We start from the raw sequence: 23,365 nt of genomic DNA on the forward strand, positions 1-23,365 counted from the left end.
GCCTCATCCGGGAGTACCTGCCCAAAGGCATCGAGATCACCAGCCACCAGCCCTACCTCGACGCCATCGCCGACGAACTCAACGACCGACCCCGCGCCACCCTGGGCTACCTCACACCACGAGAAGTATTCACCAAACTACTCAACGACAATGTTGCTACCACCGCTTGACACCAAGCGAGCCTTTTGTTGGTTGACCCCTATGGGGAGCTGCGGGTGGTCGCTTCGACGAGCGAGGCAAGCCAACTGGTGGGGATCCTGCAACTCGAAGCCGACGCGGGTCCGTGCATTGAATGCTTCAGGACGGGAAAAGAGGTCGCCGTCGAGAACATTGACTCCCTCGCCGGGCGGTGGCCAGTGTTCAGGACTGCGGCGGCAAGCCAGGGGTTCCACTCCGTCCATGCAATTCCGTTGCGGGTGCGCGATCAGACTGTTGGCGCGATGGGGTTGTTTGGCCGGACGGCTCGCGTGCTGACCGAAGGAGAATCGGTCATCGGGCAGGCTCTGGCGGACGTTGCAACAGTAGGTCTGCTCCAGGCGCGCACCCTCCGCGAAAGCGCCGAAATCAATAGCCAGTTGCAGCGAGCGCTGCACAGTCGCGTCGTGATTGAGCAGGCGAAAGATGTCATCTCCCAGACGGCCGGCCTAAACATGAATGAGGCCTTCGTTCGTTTGCGCGGGTACTCAAGATCAAATCGGCTGAGTCTCCAGGAGACGGCCTGTAGGGTCGTCGACAGATCCCTCACTCTGTAGGATTGCCGGCACTCTGCAGCAGATTGGGGTTCGCCGCTTAGTTCTTGCGCAGGACGAAGAAGATAAAGCTAAGGAACGAGTCCCGCTCCTTCAACGGTGAAGGGATGAGCTCCGGAGGCGTGTCAGCGGCGTAGGGCGGCTCGCTTATTGCTTCGATGTGGAATCCGGCGCTGGTGAAAGCATCAGTCATTGCGTGCAGTGGTCGGTGCCAATACGTCAGGACAGCCGGTTTTCCGTTGAACACAAATTCATCCGAGTATCTCGTGGGCTTGAAGTAGTCGGTGCCTGGGTTATTCCATGGAAAGAGGATCGGATGGTTGACCGACATGATGAGTCTGCCACCTGGCCGTAGCACGCGTCGGACTTCCCTCAGCGGGCCCGCCCAATCTTCCAGATAGTGGAAGACCAAGGATGCGACAACATCGTCGAACGCGTTATCGTCGAAGGGTAAAGGCTGACCCAGATCGGCCACAACTAGGTCAGTTGTTTCGCCGAGTCTGTCTTTGGCCAGACTGACCATCGCATGACTGGCGTCAAATCCGGTCACCGCGGCACCGCGATCGACGAGGGCTTTGGCTAATGCTCCGGAGCCACACCCGGCGTCAAGAATGCGACGGTTACGAACATCGCCTGCGAGCTGTAGCGTCGCCGGTCGTTCATAGAATGCGTTGAGCAAACTGGTTTCATTCTCGGCCGAGTATGCCTCGGCAAAGGTGTCGTAATTGGTGTCCTGCGACATGGATTCCTCATACTTTCGGAAGGGGGATCACGATCGTAGATTACTTCCCGTCGGTCACGGCTCAGGCTCGTAACCGACAAGCCAGTGGAGGCCATGACGGTCGATGACCTGGCCATCTGAAGCGCCCCACGGCTTCGGAGCAAGCGGGTCAATCACCTTGCCGCCGTCGGCAAGTTTGTTGAACCACCCATGGAGTATGTCAGGTTGAGCTGTCCCCAACAAGGACAGCATGAGTCCTTCGAACCGCACACTCGTTCCTCCCTCTGGGGCGTCGGATCCCGCGAGAACGACGACGCCGTCAAGGACCCCGTGAGCTATCGCCCCAGGCGGGCCGTCCAGCCGGCCGAAATCCTCAAGGGTATGGAGCGATAGTTCACCGCCGAAGACACCCGCGTAGAAGGTGAGGGCTTCACGGGCGGTACCGGGGAAATTGATGTAGATCTGCGGGCCGGTCATGGACCCATCCTAAGGACGACCTCGGTGTGAACAGGCAGGCACGCCGTGCCACCCATTCCTTGCTCTAACTGTTCAGGGTAGCGAGCAGCGGACTCATCCGGTAGGGGATCGGCTGGCGGAGAAACATGCTGGTTCTGGTTCGCAAGATCCCTGGGCAGAGACGGATCTCCTCTGACACCCGGTACAGGTCGTCCGGGTCGCGTGCAACCACACGACACAGGAGGTCGGTCTCTCCCGCAGGTGCTAGACACTCGATGATCTCTGGAATAGCACGGAGGCCTTCCACCGCGACATCGATCCTGTGCTGATCGAGCTCTGCGGCTACATGCGCCGATATGAAGAGGCCGAGGGCCTCGGGAACGATACGCACACTGTGATCCCTGAGGGCCCCCTGCCGCTCATACCGCTCCAGACGGGCCTGGACGGTGCCACGTGCTAGGCCTGTACGGTGGGCGATGGCCAGCACGGTCATTCTGGAATCAGCGTCGAGCGCCTCCAGGACAGCACGATCAATTGCGTCCCGGATGGGGCGCTGGTCTTTGAGGCTGACCATTGGTTCTCCTTCCTTCGATGCAGTCAGGATGACTAGGGTTATCGGACCTGTGGTTCCTATCTTAGTCAAATTGACTACTGAAAACTTCGACTGTTGCTCAGACAGATGGACTTGGTGCTCAATAGAAGACAGAACGGTCAAGGAGGACATCCCCTTCCTCGGCTGAGGAGCAACCAGCGAGTACACCCCTCAAGGTTGCGGGAAACGTGCTCCCATAAAGAGCGCATCCAGTCTGCCGCGACATCCCTGCTGCGGACTCTTTGTAACGGGGCAGCAACAGCACCACGGATTAGATGGGCAGGGTGGTGCTGGCGGGCGTGCGGGAACCCCGCGTGAAGTGGGTCACAACGGGCAGTACCATCAGTACAGCGGCCTGTCGGTCGGGTGTCTCTTCTGAAACTGGGGTAACGGATTGAATTCGAGTCTTGATGCATTAACGAGCGGTTGGATGTGATGCTGGAGCCCCGTTTCACCCTGACAAGGGAGCCAACCTTTCTTCGCCTACGGTGGGCACCAGGCATCACCATGTATGGCCGTGATGTCAGGTCGACCATCAGTGCGGTGGATGCTGTGTCGACGATGCAGAAACAGCCACTCCTGGTGCACATCGGGTCGATGACCCGGATCACCCCAGCAGCCCGCCAGCTACTCATCGACGACACCTGCTCGACCCGCACCGCCGTTCTGGGCATAGACCCCATTGCCATGGTCATCACCGCGTTCGCCTACACCTCCGCGACACCGACCCAGTACTTCACCTCGGAGGACGAGGCGGTCGCCTGGCTTCAGGAGGCAGCCCACTAGTGGCGGGCGGCGTTCCCAACCTATTGGCCCGAAGGGCCGGATAATCCTGGCGGAGAAAGCAGCCACTGGACGGCGGCGGCGGAACTTTCGAAGTACTGGGTTGGGTAGTTGGGTTCGTGCACCGCGGTAAAGAAAGTAGTGATCGCGCGGTCCACGGCGGTGAGACCGACAATGGCCAACGCAGACACCTTGAGTTCAGTTGCGAAAGCCTGCAGGGCCGGTCTGCTCAGCGAGACCATATTGTTGAGGTGGACCAGCATCGGCGGGCGCACCGATGGCGACAGCTGTGCAACACGGTCCATGAGACTGCGGGCGTCCTGTTCGGTCACAGTGTGTCCCTCAGCCCACTCCACATGCAGGTAACCGCCGTCACGAAAACTTAGTGAAAACGGCTGAGGGCCCTCTTCTTCGGTCATCACATGTCCTGTCTGCTGTCTCGCGGCCTCGCCGATAGTGAAATGCTACGTTGAATCCGGTCGAATGAGGCGGCTGCGGGGTCTACCCATCGAACGTACCGGCTGACATGCTTGACCCGTCATCCTAGGGAGAGGTGCATGGCAAAACTTATCTACTCGATGATCACTTCTCTAGACGGCTATGCCGAAGCGGCCGACGGTAACCTTGGCCGGGGGGCCGAGGACGAGGAGGTACACACCTTCATCGGCGACCTTTTTCGCCCCGTCCGCACCTTCCTCTACGGCCGTCGCATCTACGAGACGATGGTCTTTTGGGAGACCGCGCACACCGAGCCCGACGCTCCACCGCACATTGTTCAGTACGCCCACGACTGGCAGGCCGCGGAAAAGGTCGTGTATTCAACCACCCTGGAGTCGGTGTCCAGCGCGAAGACCAGGATCGAGCGGACGTTCGACCCGGACGTGGTGCGCACGCTCAAAGCCGAGTCTGATCACGACCTGAGTGTTGACGGCCCCCATCTGGCTGCCCAGGCCATCACAGCCGGCCTCGTCGACGAATATCACCTGTTCATCACCACGAGCGTCGTCGGCGGTGGCAAACGGTTCTTTCCCGACGGCGTGCGCCTCGATCTCGATCTGGTCGAAGAACGCGCATTCGACAGCGGGCTGATCTACGCGCGCTACGTGGCACGCTAGGCAGGACGGGCCAGCGACACAGCGGGGGATGTCGAGACGTGTCCTTCGCGGTCATCCCATAGACTGCGGCTATCGTCCGTCCCGATGGAAGGAGCCGCGTGCTCGTCACCGTCACCTCGACCGCGCCCAACGCCTCCACTTTGAGCCACCTCCTCCACAAGCACCCTGACCGGGCGCAGGAGTTTGCGCTCAGCGTGGGCACGGCACACGTGTTCTACCCGGAGGCATCTGACAAGCGCTGCACCGTCGCCATGCTCCTTGAGGTCGATCCCATAGGTCTGGTCCGCAACAAGCGTTTCCGTGGACGGGACTCCGCAACTCTCGCCCGGTACGTCAATGACCGGCCCTATGCCTCGTCGTCGATGGTTGCTGTTGCGATTGGCCGGGTGTTCCGCACGGCGATGAACGGCACGAGCGAATCGTTCCCTGAACTCGCCTCCTCCCCGTTGCCCCTGGAGATCACGGTCGCCGCACTACCGGCGCGTGGTCGTGAAACCGAAGGTCTTGTGGCACAACTGTTCGAGCCCCTCGGCTGGCAGGTTGACGAGACGGCGGTACCGCTGGACCCCGATTTTCCCCAGTGGGGTGCTTCACCGTACGTCGACCTCGTCTTGCGCGGCAACGTGAGGGTCAGCGAAGCGCTCCGACACCTGTATGTTCTCCTTCCAGTACTCGACGACGCCAAGCACTACTGGGTGTCCGAGGACGAGGTTGGCAAGCTGCTTCGCGCCGGAGACGGCTGGCTGTCCGATCACCCGCTGCGCGAGCTCATCACGCACCGGTATCTGGCACACCAGCGTTCGATGATTGATGAGGCGGGGGAGTTGCTGGCCGCGCAGTCCAGGCTCAGCGCGCTCGATGACATCCCGGCCATTGCTGCCACCGTCGCGGCAGATGACCCGCGCCCGGCCCCGCTGGCACTGCAGCGCGCAGACGCGGTGGTCACTGCGCTGCGCGACGTCGGAGCGCGGACAGTCGCAGACGTGGGGTGCGGGGAGGGGACGCTGCTCAAACGACTGGTCGCTGACCCCGTTCTCACGGCGGTGATCGGCGCTGATGTCTCCTCGACCGCGCTCGCCCGGGCCGAACGGACGCTCAACCTCCGGGAGGCGAGTGATCGTCAGCGGGCGAGGGTGCGGTTGATCCAGTCCTCGGTTACCTATCAGGACGACCGCATCGCAGGCCTCGATGCCCTGATTCTGATGGAGGTCGTCGAGCACCTGGACCCGGAACGCCTGCCCGCCCTGGAATCCTCGGTGTTTGCCGCCGCTGCCCCACAGACGGTGATCGTCACAACACCGAACAGCGAATACAACACGCTGTTCGACTCACTACCCGCCGGAACGTTTCGGCACGCCGACCATCGGTTCGAATGGTCGCGGGCCGAGTTTTCGGCGTGGGCGGAGGAAATAGGGGCAAGGAACGGGTATGGAGTCGAGTACCGCACTGTTGGCCATGTCCACCCCACCCTTGGCGCAGCCACCCAGCTCGCGCTCTTCCGAAAGGTGACAGACCGATGACCACCCTACCCATCCCCGCGATGTCGCTCATCCTGCTCATCGGCACCTCCGGTTCCGGAAAGTCCACGTTTGCTGCCGCGCACTTCGAACCCTTCGAGACAGTGTCGAGTGACTTTTTCCGTGGGCTAGTCTCCAACGACCCGAATGACCAGGCGTCGACGTCTGCCGCTTTCGAAGCGCTCCACTTTGTGATTGGGAAACGGCTTGACGCAGGACTGCTGACCGTGGTCGACGCCACAAACGTCCAGCCCGAAGCGCGACGGTCCCTCATCAGGCTCGCCCGCGAGCATGATGTGCTGCCCGTCGCCGTCGTCCTCGATGTGCCGCAGGCGGTGTGTGTCGAACGGAACGCTGCACGCCCCGACCGATCCTTCGGCGCCGCAGTGGTGAAGCGCCAGCACGACCAGCTCCGGCGGTCCCTGAAGCACCTCGGTAAGGAGGGATTCCGGCGGGTTCACGTCTTGTCGGGCGCCGACGAGGTTGCTGCAGCGAGGTTCGTCCGTGAATCCCTGCTCAACAACCGCAGCGAGGAGCACGGTCCGTTCGATGCCATCGGTGATGTCCACGGCTGCCGGTCCGAACTCGAGAGTCTGCTGGGGAAGCTCGGATATGGTGTTATCCGCGACGTAGCGGGACGCCCCATCGACGCCTCCCATCCGGAGGGGCGCCGTGCCATTTTCCTCGGTGACCTTGTTGACCGTGGCCCGGATTCTCCCGGCGTGCTCCGGCTGGTGATGGGAATGGTCGACGCCGGGCACGCTTTGGCCGTACCCGGCAATCACGAAGCGAAACTGGTCCGCGCCCTGGAAGGCAAAAAGGTTCAAGTCAGCCATGGGCTGGCCGAGACGCTGGCCCAGCTGGCTCAGGAATCGGAGGAGTTCCGGCGCGAGGTGCTGCGCTTCTGTCGGGATCTCGTGTCGCATCTGGTGCTCGACGACGGGCGCCTGGTGGTGGCCCATGCCGGCCTGATTGAGAAGTATCACGGGCGGGCGTCGGGCCGCGTGCGGGCCTTTGCGCTGTTCGGCGATACCACGGGGGAGACCGACGAGTATGGGCTGCCTGTCCGGCTGCCTTGGGCGGACGCGTACCGGGGGCGCGCGACCGTCCTCTACGGTCACGTTCCCACCCTTGAAGCCGAATGGGTGAACGGCACCATGTGCCTCGACACTGGCTGCGTTTTCGGGGGAAAACTCAGTGCACTGCGCTATCCCGAAAAAGAAGTCGTCGACGTGCCGGCTGACCAAATCTGGTATGAGCCGACGGTGCCCTTGGTGCGACGCGAAACTGCCGGTGACGGTTCAGGCAGCGGTGGGCGGCAACGCGAACCTGGTCTCCTGCGGATTGACGACGTCCTCGGCAAGCAGATCATCGAGACGAGAGCGTTCGGGAAGGTGGGCATCCGCGAGGAGAATGCCGCCGGCGCGCTGGAAGTTATGAGCCGGTTCGCCACCGATCCTCGCCGTCTCGTATACCTCCCCCCGACGATGAGCCCACCGAACGTGTCGGCCCGCGGCAACGTCCTGGAGCATCCGGCTGAGGCTTTCGCCGCGTACCGAAGCGAAGGTCTCACCCAACTGATCTGCGAGGAGAAGCACATGGGATCCCGTGCGGTGGTGCTACTGACCCGCGATCCCAAGCGGTTTGGCGGACCAGAGGGTTGGCGCGGTGCGGTCCACACACGCACGGGCCGTCCATTCTTCGACGAGCCAACCACTGAAGAGTTCCTGTCCCGGCTCGATCGCGCGGTCGAGAGTGCCGGCCTGTGGGCCACTCTGGAGGCGTCGTGGCTCCTGTTCGATGCGGAGTTGCTGCCATGGTCGTTCAAGGCCGAGGGCATGATCCGGGAACAATACGCGAGTGTTGCGGCGGCCGCCACGGCCGCGCTTCCCGCTGCCGTGCAGGTCCTTGAGGTCGCTGCCCGGCGCGGTGTGGACGTTGGCGACCTGTTGGCCCGGACCCGGCGTCGCGCTGCGAATGCTGAGGCTTACTGGGAGGCGTACCGGCGGTACAGCCAGCCCGTGTCCGGTCTGGACGGTGTGCAGCTCGCGCCGTTCCAGTTGCTCGCATCCGAGGGTGCAAGCCATCTCGGCCGCGACCATCTGTGGCACCTCGCCGTCGCCGAGAAGCTAGCTGTGGCCGACGGGAGGCTGATTCGCCGCACCCGCCATATCGCCGTCGATCTGGACTCGCCCGGTTCCGAAGAGGCCGCAACAGCCTGGTGGGAGGAGCTCACCACCGCCGGTGGCGAGGGAATGGTCGTCAAACCCGCCGCTGGTCTTGCCCGCGGAACCCGGTCACTCGCGCAGCCGGGCATCAAGGTGCGCGGCGCCGAGTACCTGCGGATCATCTATGGACCCGACTACCTCGAGCCCGCAAACCTCGCCCGGCTCCGCGACCGCGACGTCGGGCACAAGCGATCCATGGCGCTCCGGGAGTACGCGCTGGGAGTGGAAGCAATCGAAAGGTTTGTTGCCGACGAACCGCTCTGGCGGGTGCATCAGGCAGTATTCGGGGTTCTTGCCATGGAGTCAGAATCTGTGGATCCACGCCTCTGATCCCTTCACCACCCTCCGCGCGTCGGCGTATGCCCCGCCCGTGCATCGTCGGGCATTGCCATGTCGGCACGGATGCCGAGGAGCCGGATCGGGCGGTCGGCGTCGAGTGCGCCGGCGAGCTCCAGCGCCCGGGCAAGGACTTCGTTGTGGTTGGAGGTTTGTGGGATCTTCTTCGCGTGGGTCTTCGTGAAGAACGGAGCGTACCGAACCTTCAGAGTCAGCCCAACGACAGGCCGGCCTTCGGATTCAACATCCTCAAGGACCCGGGCCGTCAGAACCCTCGCGGCATCAGCCACCTGACTCTGCTCCGTCAGGTCCTCTTGGAAGGTCGTCTCCCGGCTATGACCGCGGGCAACCCACGGAGTGTCGTCGACGACGTCGTCGCCGTCCCCGCGGCCCAGCTCCGCATACCAGGGACCCATCCTGGGACCGAACTCCGGGACGAGGGCTGTCGGATCGGACGCCGCGAGCTCAGCGACCGTGGTGATGCCGAGGGTGGCCAGCCGGCCTGAGACCCTGGATCCAACGCCCCAGAGGTCCTTGGTAGGCCTGCCACCCATGACAGCGAGCCAGTTCACTGCAGTAAGACGGAAGACCCCTGCCGGTTTGCCAAAGTTGGTGGCAACCTTGGCGCGGACCAGTGTGTCACCGATACCGACACTGCAATGCAGTTGTGTTCGCTCGAGGACCGCTGACTGGATCTGGCGGGCGTAGGCTTCCGGGTCCCCAGTGGTAACACCGACAAAGGCTTCATCCCAACCCAATACCTGCACGGTGGCGCCCGCCTGGTCGCGCAGGGTGGCCATAACTGTCTCGGACGCTGCGAGGTAGGCGACCTGGTCGACGGGCAGGAGCACGGCGTCGGGCACCTTCCGGGCAGCTATCCGCAAAGGCATTCCGGATCCTACGCCGAACGCCCTGGCTTCGTAGGAGGCGGTCGACACCACCGCCCGTTCCGTGGGGTCGCCCCGCCCACCCACAATGATCGGCCTGCCTGCCAGCTCCGGGCGGCGGAGCACTTCGACCGCGGCGACGAACTGGTCGAGATCAACGTGCAGGACCCACGGGATTCCGCTCACGTCACCAGTGTGCCCCAGCTTCGACGGACGAGCACCAGCTTTCAGCGAGAACTTGGCGGACCCGGAGCCGCGTTACCCTCCGAGGTTGCTGATGGTGAAAGCCGTGAGGAACCCGACGGCGGTGATGAGGCCAGTCAGGAGGTGGTGTTCCTCGAATGCCTCAGGAATCATGGTGTCAGCGATCATCGCCAGTATGGCTCCGGCGGCGATGCCGGTGATTGCCGCGACCAGTCCGTCCGGGGCGTTCTGTAGCGCCGCAAAACCAATCAGCGCAGAGATGCCGGAAAGTACTGCGATCCCTCCCCAGACACCGAAAACGTATCCCGCGCTGCGTCCGGCCTTCTTCATGCCGGCAGCGCTGGACAGGCCTTCTGGAAAGTTTGAAATGAAAACCGCAGCGAGCATGGCCGGATTGACTGCGCCCACGGTGGCAACACCGACACCAAGAACCACCGATTCGGGGACCCCGTCAAGGAGCGCGCCAATGGCGATGGCAGTCCCGCTCCCGGTCTGTTCATCCTCAGAGGGTTGGTGGCCGCCGGATCGTTTGCGATGTTTCGCTCCTGCTCGTGCAAGGAGAGCGTTCGCCCCCACATAGGCCAGGGCCCCAACCAGGAATCCCGTCAGTGTCGGCAGCAGACCGCCGAGCCTCACTGCTTCATCCATGAGATCAAACGCCAGGGCGGAAATCAGTACCCCAGCGCCGAAGGCCATGATGGACGAGATGATTTTCGCCTGAATGGTCCACTTCCATGCCACGGCGCAACCAAACACCAGGGCGGCCCCTCCCGCCAGGCCCCAGATCAGGGCCATCAACCACGTTGGCATTTTTGCTTCCTTCTCCTGAGGACAACGACGAGCTTCAAGCCCACACTATGCGCATCCCAGACCAGCAGAAGCTGCCTGCTCCGCTAGACGGCGCTAGGGCCGAGCGGACCCCTTGACCCGGGTGGGGATGCGGGTGCTGACTCCTTCAGCTCAACAAAGAAGGTATGCGTGTTGGTTTCCCCGATATTTGATCCGACATGGTCTTGGGCAGGCAACCAGCGGACGGCTCCGGACGGAAGTTCAACTTCGATGGACCTCCCCTGAGTGGAGATACGGCGCCTGAAATCGCTTGCAGTGATCATCACGCTGTCGGGGTGACTGTGCTCCGTGGTGACGTTTCCGGGGAAGTCCATGTATTCGAGGACACGGACCCGCTCATTCTCGAAGACAACGCGATAATTGTCAGGATTTGTTTCGACGGGATCCTTTGCCATGGACGGCAACTTACGCTCGTCGGAGAAGAGTGGCAAGACGGCGCCTGAACGACATCGGCACGGGCCGTAAACCCGTGAAGACGAAACTGACCCGGCAGAACACGCCGTCGAACCCCGCCCCCATCCAACGACAGAACTAGGCACTCAGAGCCGAACTGCTCACCCTCAGGACCGGCAAACAGGGACCAAAACCAAAGTGTCCACGCGCGCACTTTCAAAGGATTCCCCGGGATGGTGGCCCGCAACACCAAGACGAACGGCCCCCGCCTACCCAACAGATTCTGGGATCGGGCTGCACATCGTGCTGTAGCGCTCTTGCACGGCAGCGTAGGCACCTTTGATCCCCCTGACCCATTCAGGGCATCCCAGTCTCTTTGTCAACAGGGGGTGTCGCGGCTGGGAGGACGAGTATTTCTGCGATGCGTCGTCGATCGATGCCAGTGACCTGAAGGGTTACGCCGTCGACTTCGACGGTGTCGCCTTGTTGGGCGAGCCGACCGAGGCGGTCGAGGACGAAACCGGCGACCGTGTCCCACGTTCCGCGGGGCAGCTCGATGCCGGTTGCCTCGGCGAAGTCCTGCAGATTGAGTCGACCGTCGACGGAGCCGCCGTCTTCTGCGAGCTTCATCGGCGCGGTATCGGTGTCGTATTCGTCGAAGATCTCACCTACGACTTCCTCGACGAGGTCTTCGAGGGTGACGATGCCGTCCGTGCCGCCGTACTCGTCGATGACAACCGCGATGTGGGTGTTCTGTGCGCGGAGTTTTGTCAGGGTCGGAAGGACCCGAGCAGTGGCGGGCAGAAACGGAATAGGCCTGATGACCTGGGTCACTGGCGTGTTCAGGCCTTGCGATGCAACGTCATAAAGGTCGCGGACGTGCACGAAGCCGACGATGTCGTCCAGGGACTGGTCGACGACCGGGTACCGGGAGAACGGCAGCTCCTGGATGCGTGCGATGGCTTCTCCGACAGAACCACCACTGCTCACGGCGACTACTTCGGGTCGGGGACGCATCACCTCGCTAATCTGTCGGTCACGGAGCGAGAGCACGTCGTCGAGGATGCGGCGTTCGTCCTCGGGTAACCCTTCATGATTGGTCACGATGTCGCGGAGCTCCTTCTCGGACATACCTTTGCTGGTCTGGTTTGGATCGCCGCCGAGCAGTCGGACGACCGCGTCCGTCGACACGGACAGCAACCAGATCACCGGCTGCATGAGCTGGGCGAAACTGTTCAGCACCGGCGCTACTGCATATGCGAACTGTGCGTTGCGTTGGATCGCGATCCGTTTCGGGACCAATTCGCCGAGCACGAGCGACAGGTAAGCGACTAGCAAGGTGAGTAGGATCGTGGCGAGCGTGAGTGCTGTCGGCTCATTCAACCCGAGCATCACCATCAGTGGCGCGATCGACGGCGCGATGGACGACGCACCATAAGCGGCGGACGCGAATCCGGCGACCGTAACGCCGATCTGCACCGCAGACAGGAACGTGTTGGGATTACGAGCAAGCGTGGCAACCTTCTCTCCTCGCTTGCCCCGCCTGGCTATCGCGTTGACCTGGCTCTCACGCAGCGTCACTAACGCCATCTCGGTAGCCGCGAACACGCCGCCGGTCAACACGAAAACCACGACCAAGGCGATGTTAAGCAGCAACTCTGCGCTCATCGAACCCCTCCGGCAGTCCTGGCCACGTCATTCATGTCCGGCGGGTCGACGCGGCACCGCCGTCTCCGCTGAAGGGTATTGGCTGCCAATGACACACTGGGTGCGCTCAGAATGTACTTCGTCTGTGCAGAACGGGGCATCTTCATCACTATTGGCCTGACGTTTCCGGTCCGTCCGGGCACCATTCGGGCAGTGCTTCGGTGGAAGCCCCGATGGGGCAGGGGTCAAAGGTAAAGATGATGAGCGTTCCAAGGACAAGGATGGTTGCTGAGCAGGTAACCAGCACGGTTTTCAGCATGAGGCGCGTCTGGGCGGTGTCGGCGTAGTCGTTGATGATGACTCGGAGGCCGTTGGTGCCGTGCAGCATGGCGAGCCAGAGCATGGTGAGGTCGAACCACTGCCAGAAAGGATTGGCCCATTTCCCGGCGACGAAGGCGAAGTCAATTTGTTGGATACCGTCGCCGAGGACGAGGTTGACGAAAAGGTGGACGAAAATCAGGACCAGAAGGAGTGCCCCGGACCATCGCATGAACAGCCATGCCAGAAGCTCAAAGTTGCTACTTGTGACCGGTTGGCGGCGGTCGGAGTTGATGGGGGTGCCTGGAGGGGAGCTCACGACTGAAGGCCCAGACCGCACACGCCGAGTTCTTGGAGGATGTCATCGACGACCTGCCCGGGGGAGTGGCTGGCGTCGATGACGATGAAGGACGGAAAGGTTTGAAGCGCTCGGTAGGCGTTGTCGAACATAGTGAGGTGCTCGAGCGTTTCGGTGTCCGCGGCCCGGCTACTCACCCTGGCGTGCGCGGTGTCCGCGTGGACGTCGAAGTAGAAAACAACATCTGGGGTGGGGAGGAATCTGAGGAGTGTGGGCAGTAGCCAGCCCGGGCGTAGGCCTCTTACACGCCTCAGCGCGAGCTGACAGTAAAGGTACCGGTCCATGATGACTACCCGAGAGTTGTTCCTTGCGCGCAAGTGTGAAATCACCACGTTTACGCAGCGGATACCGGTTTCTATCGCGTCAAGCAGTACCTCTGGCGGGTGGATGTTGTTTCGGTAGCACCACTCGGTGATGCTTCGGCGGCCTGATTGGTTGGTTGTGAAGATCGCTGGATATGTTGCCGCAGTGAGTCGTTCGGCAAGTAGTTTCCCTGCCGTTGTTTTACCTGCCCCATCAACCCCGGTGAGGACAATGATCATCGCTGATGGCTTTCTTGTCTGGCGCACCTAGTGACCGATTTCGTCTTGGTTCTCGGCGTGGTTTTGTTTCTCCACGCTTGGCATTTGTGGAAGCAGCGCGTCGTCGCAACCAGTAAGGAACACGGTCCCGATCAGGAGAAGAATAGTGCCAAGAAGGGCTGCCGTCCGTGGTTTCATGGTGTTCCCTTGTGGAAGCGCCCGTCGTTAGGAGCGAAAAAGTTGAGCAGCGCACCAATCTCTTGGTGTGCAAGGGAGGGGTGGCGGAAGTGTTGATGTTTTTCCACTGTGTAGTGGGTCCGTCGGCCTGACTTGATGCGGTGGATATAGCCGCCCTCTTCAAGTTCCCCCAGGATGTGGAGCGTTCCGCGCGGGGTAATCCCGACCGTTTCGGCGATGTCTTGCACCAGCATGTCGGGGTTTCTGGCCACGGTGATCAGGACGTGACCGTGATTGGTCAGAAAGGTCCAAGGCGGACGGCGGGTGGGGGCAACGCCTTGGTCAACTGCCTCACGGGCCGGTCTTTCCTCAGCGGGATTCGTTGCCCTAGTAGGTGACATTCGAGAGGTCCTTTCCGTGGACGCCGGTGTATCATTCCCCGTCCAGTGTGTGCTGTTGTACTGGGCATCATCTCTCAGGCACAGGATTCTCATCCCGCGTGTCAGCGCCGCGGGCAGGTCGATCGGCGTGACGACGACGGCGGCATGTGCCCGGTGAGCGGCACGGGCCAAGGCCGTAGCTCTGGCTGGCCGGGAGCGTCTGAAGGAGCTGGCGCTGTGCCACACCACACGTGGGGGACCGGAGAATCCTGCCGCTTCAAGTATTTGCTGTGCTTGGGCGACGAGGGTTTCAGCGTCGCGGAGTGCTCGGTGATACATTCTGGCCACGATCGCTGGGTCGGTGGTGAACGCCGGCCGTTGGATGGGCACTAGAAGAAGTAGAGGCCAGTCTTGCTCTGAAGCTATTCCGACCGAAGTATGAGCCACGCTTGTTGCATGCGATTTATGGGTGATGATGGCGACGATGGGGCGACGCGGGTGGAGCACGACCGTAGTCATCGTGGACCTCCGTCCTTGGTTGAGGGTTCGCGGTCCTCTTCGACCTCGCTGTCCATTTCTGTAGCATCTGTAGCGCCGGCTCTGGTGTCGGTGCGCTCGTCGGCGTGCGCTCTGGTGCGGCGCCGCTGCCATACCGGTTCCAAAGCGGCGTTCTCTTTTTTGGTGGCCACCCGGAACGGAGGGTCGGCGGGCTGGGGGAAAGCTTGCCTGCCCTGCCCGCGGGTGGCGCGGAGGCTAGCCACGATGGAGACCGTGAGGATGGTTGCAACCACAGCCAGCGAGATGGTCGTGGGGATGTAGAACAGATCGATCTTGAGGAGCATCTTGATGCCGACCCAGATCAGCACCAGGGCCAACCCGATTTTAAGATAAATGAAACGGTGGATCAGGTCGGCCAGCAGGAAGTACATGGCGCGAAGACCCAGTATCGCGAAGGCGTTGGCGGTGAAGACCAGGAACACCTCGTCAGTCACTGCGAAAATCGCAGGAATCGAGTCGACGGCAAATACCACGTCGGTGACCTCAATCAACACCAAAACCGCCAGAAGCGGTGTGGCCAGCAGGACACCGTTACGGCGCACCAGCAGTTTCTGTCCGTGATAGGCCTCGGTCATGGGAATCCACCGGCGGAATAGTCGCAGGACAGCAGACTTCTCAGGATCAAGGTGTTCATTGCGCTGTCGGATCATCCGGTACCCGGTGTAGAGCAGGAAGGCGGCAAAGATATAGAGGATCCACGCGAAGTTCTGGATGAGTACGGCGCCGGCGGCGATGAAGACTGCTCGGAAGATCAGGGCGCCCAGCACGCCCAAGAACAACACTCGGTGCTGAAACTCCCGTGGGACGGCAAAGTAGCTGAAAATGATGGCCCACACGAAGACGTTATCTACCGAGAGGGACTTCTCGATGAGGTAACCCGCAAAATACTGTTGGCCGAACTCGGCGCCCCAGTTCATCCACACCAGCACACCAAACGCTACCCCGAACGCCACCCATACACCGGACCAGACGGCTGCCTCCCGCACGCCAATGACATGGGCTTTGCGGTGAGCAAAAAGGTCAACGGCAAGCATGACGACGATGAAGCCAAGTACCGCGGCCCATACCCAGAATGGGACATCCATTAAAAATCCTCCGATCGATTCGATCGGAGGTCTTTCCCAGCCTGTAAAGGGCTTTGCGCGCCGGGCCGTTGAGAGCCGTAATGACGACGGGGCAACTAGGGGATACTCCCCTCCGTGTACTGAATAAGTGAACCACGCTTCATCTATCAGCGTCAAGGATCAGCTTTGAATCGTGAAACATGCGCGCGTGGCGGTGCGTCTGCGGTGACCGCGTTCCCTGGTGGTGGTGGTAGGCCTGCGGTTCTGGAGCTAACGATGGGCCAACGCGAGGCTGTGACGAGGGCGATGGCGACCCGGTATGGGCGTTCGGGGCGGGCTGGGAAGAAGAACAATCTGGCTCCGTTGTGCTGGGCGGTGCAGGGCACGACGTGCGGACGGCTGCTGCCGGATCTGCTGCCGGATCTGGTGCCGCAGCTGTGACGGCACGGTTGATTCGATGTCAACGACGACACCGCCACTGCGTCGGTGCGGATTTCACCCGCAACGATCGACCGTCGGTAGCGGACGGTCGGCGAGAGCGGTGGGGCTCATCCGATGGTCTGGCCCGCAGGGGACCGAAATGACAGCGTCGAATCCCCGCCGAGGATCGAAGCGGACTTCTGAATGCTGAAGTGGCTGTCAGCAGAGGCGAAAACGGGGTGCTGGCTCGCAGTTGGGAGGCAAGCACGTTGAGAGCGCGGATCCCGCTCTCAAAGGCATCCAGACGGGCTGCAGGGGGGATGGATCTTCCACCTGGCACACCATCTATTCATCACCCGTGGGCCAGGGGACTTCAGGCGAAAGATCACCGGATCCCCAACGCCAGCAAGACGCCGGGCGAGAACCCGTCCAGCAGTGGTTTTGCCGGCACCATCAATACCCCGCGAAGACTAGGCTCAATGCTATGGACCACTCAATGAGCCTCTCCCAGCACGTGAACGCCCCTGCAGATAAGGTTTGGGCTGTTATCTCTGACATTCCCAACTCGGCCGCGACCCTGTCCGGCATCGACTCGGTTCAGATGCTCAGCGACGGCCCGTACGGCGAGGGGACGCGTTGGAAAGAAACCCGCACCATGATGGGCAAGTCCGAAACCGTTGAACTGTGGGTTTCGCAGGCCGACCCACCGCGGAGCACCACGGTCAAGGGGCTGCAGAGCGGCGCGGACTACACCTCACGCATGACCCTGGTGGATCGCGACGGCGGCACGGACCTCACCATGACGTTCGGCGCTGACCTGATTAATCCATCCCGGATGAACAAGTTGGCGATGGCTGTCTTCGGGAAACTTGGCATGACCATGACGCGTAAGGCCCTTGCCAGGGATCTGGCGGAGATTGCGGCGAAGGCCGAGTCTCTCTAATCCCCGCCTCCCTGGGTTGAGTCAACACGAATGACCTGTTTCCGGGCGGAAAACAGTCATTCGTGTTGACTCAACCCAGGTGTGTGGGAGGCGGGTGGGATGGTGTCCCTAGTCGTGCAGGATGGTCTGGTACAGATTGTGGTCTTGCCATTGTCCGGCGATCTTGAGGTATCGAGGCGCCATCCCGATGAGGTTGAATCCCGCTTTCAGGAGCACTCTCTGGGACCCGACGTTGTGGAGCAGCGTACTGGCTTCGATGCGGTGCATCTGAAAATCCTCACGAGCAAGCTGCACAATTGCCTGTACTGCGGCCGACGCCAGTCCGCGGCCTGCGTAGTCGCGATCGACCCAGTAACCGAGCCCACCGCTTTGGAAGGGGCCGCGAACAATCCCGGCCAAGGTGAAACGACCTACCAGTGTGTCGCCGGCAAAGATGCCAAACGGGTACGATTCGCCGGTGTCATGGGCCGCGAGCCGACTGGCAATGTCGGCGGCCTGCCACCACTCGGTGAAATAGTCCTCGGAGCGCTCAGGCTCCCACTGCACAAGGTACTGGCGGTTACGCACGTACGCTAACGCAAGAGCAGAGGCATCGTCGGGGCGCAGGAGCCGCAGGCTGACATTTTCACCGAGTTGGCGCGGTTCAATCATCGGTCAACCCTAATCCAGCTGAGCAGGGGAATCAGTCGATCGAGAACTCCCGTGCCATCATCCGTGTCGGTTCAGTGAGCCCCACGAAACCGAACTGCGCATAGAGTCCGTGCGCATCGCCAGTCGAGAGGAGAATGCGTTTCACCTGGACCGAATCGAGGTCCGCGACGATGCCTGCAGCCAGCATTTTTCCGATACCCAGTCCTCTCGCCTCGGCAGCCACGAAGACGTCGCATAACCAGGCGAACGTGACGCCGTCAGTCACCGCGCGACCGTAGGCAACCTGGGCGCCGGTCTCGTCGTCGTACACGCCGTAGTTCCGCGAGGCCGCGATTGCCGCTTCCTGAGTTGCGCGGCTCCGACCCACCGCCCAGTAGGACTGTTCGCTAAGCCAACGGTGGACGAGGGCCCGATCAATTCGGTCGGTCGAGGTGGAGAAAGTGTGCCGAACGGTCATGGCAACACTGTAGCGGGGCTCCGCCCTCGGACGAGAGCTTACTGGGGCCGACTCTGATGCTTGAGGGCGATCCGCGTTCGACGCCGGAAGGAATGACCGCACTCGGCAAGACACCCGAGGGGAGACAATTCCTCGTGGACTCGACTGTGGCGTGGTCCTAGTCCACGTCGCCGCTGGCGCAGACCCGCAGGGGGCCGGACTGGCAGCGCACCGCGCCAGGGAGGCCCACAGCGACGCCGGCTGACCCTCCGGCGGCCGGGCCGCTTAGCTCAACGTCAATCCGTGCTCACCCAACGCCTGCTCGATGATGTGAAGTGCCTTGGGCCCGACGCCGTGCAGACGGGCAAGTTCGGCTCGTGGGACTGCGGCGACTTCTCGGAGTGAGTCGTATCCGGCCTCGTGCAACGCGCGCGTTGCCGGCATTCCGATCGTGGGCAGGCCGTCAAGTGGTGTAGTCATTTACCCAGGCCCCGGCACCTAACGGCGTTTCTGGCTGAGCCGCGCCAGAAGGTGCTCCTCAGCATCGGCTCCGGGCCGGATGCCGGTGGGAATCCTGAACAGGAAGAACAGTCCCAGCACCCACCACAGCCCGAAGAGGATCCACGGTGGAGGGGTAAGGGCGGCAGGCATACCCGGCAGGTACAGACTCAAGAGGCCAACACAGAGAATCACCGCGGCGAACCCGATCAGGATGCCACCGTTGCCAGCTCCACCGACCCGCAACGGCCGATCCATGGCCGGTTCCCTGCGGCGCAGAATGATGAACACGATGGCAACCAGCAGGTAGGCAATGACAATGCTTGGAGCGCCGGAGTCCACCAGCCAGACCAGCATCGCTTCACCGAAGAAGGGGGCCAGGAAGGACAGGCCGCCGATGAACAGCAGCGCGTTGGAGGGCGTGCGGTACTTCGGATGCAGTTTCCCGAACCAGGCCGGCAACATCCCGGAGCGGGCCATCGAGTACATCAACCGGGACGCCCCCAGGAGCAGCGAGTTCCATGATGTGAGGATGCCCGCGATGCCGCCAGCGATGAGCACTTTCGCCATCACGTCGCTGCCGAACAAGGCACCCATCGCGTCCGCCGTCGCAATGTCTGCCTGGGCGATGTCAGCGGCGGGCATCGCCGACGACGTCGTCAACACCGTCATGACGTACCAGATGGTTGCCAGGACTACTGCGATAACCACTAACCGGCCGATCTGCCGTGGTGGAATGTTCACTTCCTCTGCCGACTGCGGGATCACATCGAAGCCAACAAACAGGAAGGGCACCACCACCAGGACAGCGAAGTAGCCGCCCATCCCACCAGTGAAGAACGGCTCCATGTTCTCCGCGGACCCGCCGGTAAAGGATCCGAAAACGAGCATCAGGCCGATGATCAGTAGCAACAGCACCACGAAGGTCTGCGCCACGCCGGCCAGCTTCACGCCACGGATGTTGACCCCGGTGATGACGACGGCGGCGACGGCGCCAACCAGCGCCCAGGTCAGATGCACCTGGCTACCGGCGATCTCCCACAGCGGCACCTGGTTGAGGTTGGGGAAAAGATAGAGTGCGGTGCGGGGGAGCGCCACTGCCTCAAAGGCAACAATGGTGACATACCCGCCGGTGATGGCCCACGACCCGATGAAGGACCAGCGGGGTCCCATCCCGCGGAGCAGGAAGTTGTGTTCGCCGCCAGCTTTGGGCATTGCCGCAGTGAGCTCCGCGTAGGTCAGACCGACGACCGCCATGATGACGCCACCGGTGATCATGGCGAGCGTGGCGCCCATGGTGCCGGCGTCGGCAATCCAACCGCCGGTCAGCACCACCCAACCAAACCTGATCATCGCACCAAACCCCAGCGCCAAGGCGTCCCAGTTGCCGAGGACTTTCAGGAGGGAGGTGTCAGTCGGTGCGGTACTAATAGGGCCTCTTCTTGGTGCTTGTCCATTGGCGGTTAGGAATACACTAATCCCCGCGGGTCCAACGACCTGCAGCGTGCTCAAACATTACCGCGAGGGAGGTCCGCGGAGCCCGGCCGGCGAGGCAACCCATCCGGTGTTGTCACGCCGAATAGCCAATAAGTCTCTCCAAGCTGCGGCACCCTCAGTGAAAATGTCTGAGGGGGATGGCATTATTTTCAGTAAAGGCGGCGGTACCCTCCGCCAACCGTTTAACCATGGGGGAAACATGGCCAACAGTCTCGCTTCAACTACGCCCGGGGATGCCTCCGAGCGGACGGCGCACCAGGACGCACTGCCAACAAACGCGGACGTCAGCAACGACCGGGTTCCGCACCTGCCGCCCTATGCACTGGAGTTCCATCCCGATCACTGGCCCTGAACCGACCGGCCAGCACCGAGGCTTTCCTCACGATCATGAATGTGGGAGAGTTCGATCTACGATCCAGACCGGGGGGACGATCGATGAAACGGACCATTCGAATGGCGGCGGCTATCGCCGTGGGTAGCTCCATGGCGCTGACGGGTTGTGGCCAGCAGACTGTCAGCCCCAATCTGCCGGCCTTTGCGACGATCGACGACGCGTACGACGCCGTCGATCGGGTTCTTGACTGTGAGCCGGACCCCGCAGGCCTGCCGATCGTCCCGATGGGGGACGGGGTCGAGCTGACATCCGACCAGATACTGTGCGCCGAACACCTGCAAATCGATCTCTATCCCGACGGCGACTCCCTGCAGCAAAGTCATGACATCTGGGCCACCTCGCACCAGGGGGCAGTTCACCTCGTGCGGGGCGGCAACTGGATGGTCGTCGACGTTTCGGAGGCCGCAGTGGGGGAGCCTTCCGCCAGGGATTTCGAAGCCCTCGCGGAGGAACTGGGAGGCCAGCACCTGGTGGTCGGGTCAAACTGAGCGTGAGCCGTACGGTGCACGCCCACGCCTTGGGCGCTGAACGCTAAAGTCTCACTTTCCCTGGAGTGACCCAATGAATTCATCGGCCTGCCGGAGGTTCCGGGCGAGCTTCTCTCGCTTTTTCTTAGCCTCCCCGATGTAGTGGAGGAGTTGCGCACGGTCCGACGGATCAGGGTTCTCTAGAGCCAGGCGACTGAGCGTGTCGAGCAGATGGGCCATTTCTTCCAGGGTGAATCCCAGTGGCTTCATGGACCGGATGACCAGCAGTCGGGCCAGATCGGTTTCGGTGTAAACACGGAAGCCCCCATCAGTCCGGGTGGTGGCGGGCAGCAGGCCGACGTCGTCGTAATGTCTGATGGTCCGGAGCGACAGGCCCGTCTTTTCGGCCAGTTCGCCAATATGCATGGTCCGTTCGCCCGCCGGCGCGTCAGGATCGAAGGTCATGAACCTACCCGTCTCAAAATCGATTTAAACCCTACCCTTACGTTACGGTAAAGTTTTGGCTGTAGGGGTGCCGCGGCCGGAGGGTCTCCGCCTGCACCCCGTCCTTCCACCACCACGGTACCTGCGCGCCGCTGCGCCCGCAGAATCCTCACCGAAGGCCCCACTGGCCTTCACAATGAACGGAGCCGGTATGGCTACGAGAACGACCGCTGCCGAACCAGCGCCTACCCCCGAGCAGCTTCAGTCGGTACGGGACACGCTGAGATCTCCCCGCCGGCTGAAGACCGAGGTGCTGGCCGGGCTGGTAGTTGCCCTCGCGTTGATTCCAGAGGCGATTGCCTTCTCGATTATCGCCGGAGTGGACCCGCGGATCGGCCTCTTCGCCTCGTTCACCATGGCTGTATCCATCGCATTCCTCGGTGGTCGCCCCGCCATGATCAGCGCCGCAACCGGTGCCATCGCGTTGGTCATCGCGCCGCTGGTCGCCAGCCACGGGGTTGACTACTTCGTTGCCGCGGTAATCCTGGCAGGAATCTTTCAGGTCATTCTTGGACTCTCTGGCGTGGCGCGGCTGATGCGCTTTATTCCCCGCTCGGTGATGGTGGGGTTTGTCAACGCCCTGGCCATCCTGATCTTCATGTCCCAGGTACCTGAACTCGTCGGTGTTCCCTGGCTCGTCTACCCGCTGGTTGCTCTGGGCCTGGCCATCGTGTTTGGGTTGCCGAAACTGACCACAGCCCTTCCTGCACCCCTGGTAGCCATCGCGGCGCTGACCCTGATCACCGTGTTCGCCGCCATCGCGGTTCCTACAGTGGGAGACAAGGGTGAACTGCCGGACAGCCTGCCGTCCCTCTTCATCCCCAACGTTCCGCTGACGTTCGAAACCTTGCAGATCATCGGCCCGTTCGCGTTGGCGATGGCGTTTGTCGGGTTGCTGGAATCACTCATGACCGCGAAGCTGGTGGACGATGTCACCGACACCCGGTCAAACAAGACCCGTGAATCGTGGGGGCAGGGCGCAGCGAACATTATCACCGGATTCTTCGGCGGGATGGGCGGCTGCGCGATGATCGGCCAAACCATGATCAATGTGAAGGCCTCCGGGGCACGGACACGCATCTCCACCTTCCTGGCCGGGTTCTTCCTGCTAATGCTGGTTGTCGTGTTGGGCGAGATTGTCGCCTTCATCCCGATGGCTGCGCTGGTCGCGGTGATGATCTTCGTGTCGGTGGCGACGTTCGACTGGCACAGCATCAAACCTTCAACCTTGCGGATTATGCCGAAAAGTGAAACCTCCGTCATGGTCTCGACCGTGGTGGTTGTGGTTGCTACCCATAACCTGGCCATTGGCGTGGGAGTGGGCGTCCTCGTCGCGATGGTCCTTTTCGCCCGGCGCGTGGCTCACTTCGTCACCGTTGACCGAACCGTTGCCGACGTCGACGGCGAGCCGGTTGCCACCTACACGGTCACTGGCGAACTGTTCTTCGCATCCTCCAACGACCTGTACACCCAGTTCAGCTACGCGCTGGACCCGGCGCGCGTGGTAATCGACATGAGCGGCTCCCATCTCTGGGACGCCTCAACGATTGCTTCACTGGACTCGATTGTTGCAAAGTACGACCGCCACGGAACGCGGGTAACCGTGTCGGGGCTTAACGATTCAAGTGTGCTTATGCGCGAACGGCTCGGCGGAAAGTTCGGGGCAGGACACTAGGTCGCCCCATACACCACAGGAAAGCCG

At 62.0% G+C, this 23,365-nt stretch carries 27 protein-coding genes and 1 pseudogene; 11 read left to right on the forward strand and 17 right to left on the reverse strand.

The features are described from left to right. A pseudogene (locus IWX62_RS10470) lies at positions 1–170 on the forward strand (IS30 family transposase); the annotation flags it as partial. A gap of 18 nt (positions 171–188) precedes the next feature. Beyond that, entirely contained in the window at positions 189–752 is a 564-nt protein-coding gene (locus IWX62_RS10475; RefSeq protein ID WP_333483362.1) for a GAF and ANTAR domain-containing protein, read from the forward strand. 37 nt (positions 753–789) lie between these two features. On the opposite strand, the gene IWX62_RS10480 is transcribed toward IWX62_RS10475, so the two are convergent. From IWX62_RS10480 to IWX62_RS10490, 3 genes are all read right to left on the reverse strand, one after another. Beyond that, complete coding sequence (locus IWX62_RS10480; RefSeq protein WP_196841366.1) at positions 790–1,491, reverse strand: class I SAM-dependent methyltransferase; 702 nt, start codon at positions 1,489–1,491, stop codon at positions 790–792. 54 nt (positions 1,492–1,545) lie between these two features. Beyond that, positions 1,546–1,947 (reverse strand): VOC family protein, encoded by a 402-nt coding sequence (locus IWX62_RS10485; protein WP_196841367.1) that lies wholly within the window; start codon positions 1,945–1,947, stop codon positions 1,546–1,548. 64 nt (positions 1,948–2,011) lie between these two features. Continuing rightward, positions 2,012–2,500 (reverse strand): Lrp/AsnC family transcriptional regulator, encoded by a 489-nt coding sequence (locus IWX62_RS10490; protein ID WP_196841368.1) that lies wholly within the window; start codon positions 2,498–2,500, stop codon positions 2,012–2,014. A 453-nt stretch (positions 2,501–2,953) separates the two neighbouring features. Between IWX62_RS10490 and IWX62_RS10495 the strand changes: the two genes are divergently transcribed. Then, positions 2,954–3,304: a DUF7793 family protein gene (locus IWX62_RS10495; RefSeq protein WP_196841369.1), complete on the forward strand. Its 351-nt coding sequence runs from the start codon at positions 2,954–2,956 to the stop codon at positions 3,302–3,304. Between the two features lie 20 nt (positions 3,305–3,324). On the opposite strand, the gene IWX62_RS10500 is transcribed toward IWX62_RS10495, so the two are convergent. After that, positions 3,325–3,720, reverse strand: a complete 396-nt coding sequence (locus tag IWX62_RS10500; protein WP_196841370.1) for a DUF7793 family protein — start codon at positions 3,718–3,720, stop codon at positions 3,325–3,327. Between the two features lie 138 nt (positions 3,721–3,858). On the opposite strand from IWX62_RS10500, the gene IWX62_RS10505 reads away from it, so the two are divergent. From IWX62_RS10505 to IWX62_RS10515, 3 genes are all read left to right on the forward strand, one after another. Continuing rightward, entirely contained in the window at positions 3,859–4,416 is a 558-nt protein-coding gene (locus tag IWX62_RS10505; RefSeq protein WP_196841371.1) for a dihydrofolate reductase family protein, read from the forward strand. Positions 4,417–4,514: 98 nt separating this feature from the next. Continuing rightward, positions 4,515–5,936: a 3' terminal RNA ribose 2'-O-methyltransferase Hen1 gene (locus IWX62_RS10510; RefSeq protein WP_196841372.1), complete on the forward strand. Its 1,422-nt coding sequence runs from the start codon at positions 4,515–4,517 to the stop codon at positions 5,934–5,936. Then, positions 5,933–8,491 carry a polynucleotide kinase-phosphatase gene (locus tag IWX62_RS10515; RefSeq protein ID WP_196841373.1) on the forward strand — a complete coding sequence of 853 codons (2,559 nt, stop codon included), beginning with the start codon at positions 5,933–5,935 and terminating at the stop codon, positions 8,489–8,491. Before IWX62_RS10510 ends, IWX62_RS10515 begins: the two co-directional genes overlap by 4 nt. 5 nt (positions 8,492–8,496) lie before the next feature. Here the strand turns inward: IWX62_RS10515 and IWX62_RS10520 are convergent, their stop codons facing one another. The 8 genes from IWX62_RS10520 to IWX62_RS10555 form a co-directional block, all read right to left on the reverse strand. Beyond that, a complete protein-coding gene (locus IWX62_RS10520) occupies positions 8,497–9,570 on the reverse strand; it encodes a DNA polymerase IV (RefSeq protein ID WP_196841374.1) in 1,074 nt (357 codons plus the stop codon). Between the two features lie 72 nt (positions 9,571–9,642). Beyond that, a complete protein-coding gene (locus tag IWX62_RS10525; protein ID WP_196841375.1) occupies positions 9,643–10,398 on the reverse strand; it encodes a ZIP family metal transporter in 756 nt (251 codons plus the stop codon). 83 nt (positions 10,399–10,481) lie between these two features. After that, a complete protein-coding gene (locus tag IWX62_RS10530; protein ID WP_196841376.1) occupies positions 10,482–10,832 on the reverse strand; it encodes a cytoplasmic protein in 351 nt (116 codons plus the stop codon). Between the two features lie 355 nt (positions 10,833–11,187). Further along, positions 11,188–12,498, reverse strand: a complete 1,311-nt coding sequence (locus IWX62_RS10535) for a hemolysin family protein (protein WP_196841377.1) — start codon at positions 12,496–12,498, stop codon at positions 11,188–11,190. A gap of 148 nt (positions 12,499–12,646) precedes the next feature. After that, positions 12,647–13,114: a succinate dehydrogenase hydrophobic membrane anchor subunit gene (locus tag IWX62_RS10540; protein WP_196841378.1), complete on the reverse strand. Its 468-nt coding sequence runs from the start codon at positions 13,112–13,114 to the stop codon at positions 12,647–12,649. Further along, positions 13,111–13,695: a dTMP kinase gene (locus tag IWX62_RS10545; protein ID WP_196841379.1), complete on the reverse strand. Its 585-nt coding sequence runs from the start codon at positions 13,693–13,695 to the stop codon at positions 13,111–13,113. The genes IWX62_RS10540 and IWX62_RS10545 overlap by 4 nt, the downstream gene beginning before the upstream one ends. Before the next feature lie 173 nt (positions 13,696–13,868). Further along, positions 13,869–14,252 carry a helix-turn-helix transcriptional regulator gene (locus tag IWX62_RS10550; RefSeq protein ID WP_196841380.1) on the reverse strand — a complete coding sequence of 128 codons (384 nt, stop codon included), beginning with the start codon at positions 14,250–14,252 and terminating at the stop codon, positions 13,869–13,871. Positions 14,253–14,746: 494 nt separating this feature from the next. Beyond that, positions 14,747–15,874, reverse strand: a complete 1,128-nt coding sequence (locus IWX62_RS10555) for a TerC family protein (RefSeq protein ID WP_196841381.1) — start codon at positions 15,872–15,874, stop codon at positions 14,747–14,749. 255 nt (positions 15,875–16,129) lie between these two features. Between IWX62_RS10555 and IWX62_RS10560 the strand changes: the two genes are divergently transcribed. After that, entirely contained in the window at positions 16,130–16,294 is a 165-nt protein-coding gene (locus tag IWX62_RS10560; protein WP_196841382.1) for a hypothetical protein, read from the forward strand. Positions 16,295–16,757: 463 nt separating this feature from the next. Beyond that, a complete protein-coding gene (locus IWX62_RS10570; protein ID WP_196841383.1) occupies positions 16,758–17,216 on the forward strand; it encodes an SRPBCC family protein in 459 nt (152 codons plus the stop codon). 108 nt (positions 17,217–17,324) lie between these two features. On the opposite strand, the gene IWX62_RS10575 is transcribed toward IWX62_RS10570, so the two are convergent. From IWX62_RS10575 to IWX62_RS10590, 4 genes are all read right to left on the reverse strand, one after another. Then, positions 17,325–17,867, reverse strand: coding sequence for a GNAT family N-acetyltransferase (locus tag IWX62_RS10575; RefSeq protein WP_196841384.1), 543 nt, complete (start codon positions 17,865–17,867; stop codon positions 17,325–17,327). A gap of 31 nt (positions 17,868–17,898) precedes the next feature. Continuing rightward, complete coding sequence (locus IWX62_RS10580) at positions 17,899–18,324, reverse strand: GNAT family N-acetyltransferase (RefSeq protein ID WP_196841385.1); 426 nt, start codon at positions 18,322–18,324, stop codon at positions 17,899–17,901. 264 nt (positions 18,325–18,588) lie between these two features. After that, entirely contained in the window at positions 18,589–18,783 is a 195-nt protein-coding gene (locus IWX62_RS10585) for a helix-hairpin-helix domain-containing protein (RefSeq protein ID WP_196841386.1), read from the reverse strand. Between the two features lie 18 nt (positions 18,784–18,801). Continuing rightward, entirely contained in the window at positions 18,802–20,232 is a 1,431-nt protein-coding gene (locus IWX62_RS10590; protein WP_196841491.1) for an APC family permease, read from the reverse strand. A gap of 265 nt (positions 20,233–20,497) precedes the next feature. Here IWX62_RS10590 and IWX62_RS10595 point away from each other — a divergent pair, with 265 nt between their 5' ends. Next, positions 20,498–20,650, forward strand: coding sequence for a hypothetical protein (locus IWX62_RS10595; protein WP_196841387.1), 153 nt, complete (start codon positions 20,498–20,500; stop codon positions 20,648–20,650). An 83-nt stretch (positions 20,651–20,733) separates the two neighbouring features. Beyond that, positions 20,734–21,180, forward strand: a complete 447-nt coding sequence (locus IWX62_RS10600; protein WP_196841388.1) for a hypothetical protein — start codon at positions 20,734–20,736, stop codon at positions 21,178–21,180. A gap of 51 nt (positions 21,181–21,231) precedes the next feature. Here IWX62_RS10600 and IWX62_RS10605 read toward each other — a convergent pair whose 3' ends face one another. Next, on the reverse strand, positions 21,232–21,624 hold the full coding sequence (locus IWX62_RS10605; protein WP_333483365.1) for a helix-turn-helix domain-containing protein: 393 nt from the start codon (positions 21,622–21,624) through the stop codon (positions 21,232–21,234). 190 nt (positions 21,625–21,814) lie between these two features. Between IWX62_RS10605 and IWX62_RS10610 the strand changes: the two genes are divergently transcribed. Continuing rightward, complete coding sequence (locus IWX62_RS10610) at positions 21,815–23,338, forward strand: SulP family inorganic anion transporter (protein ID WP_196841389.1); 1,524 nt, start codon at positions 21,815–21,817, stop codon at positions 23,336–23,338. Positions 23,339–23,365 lie beyond the last annotated feature (27 nt).

This window comes from Arthrobacter sp. CAN_A1 (assembly GCF_015751665.1).
GTDB lineage: Bacteria > Actinomycetota > Actinomycetes > Actinomycetales > Micrococcaceae > Arthrobacter_D.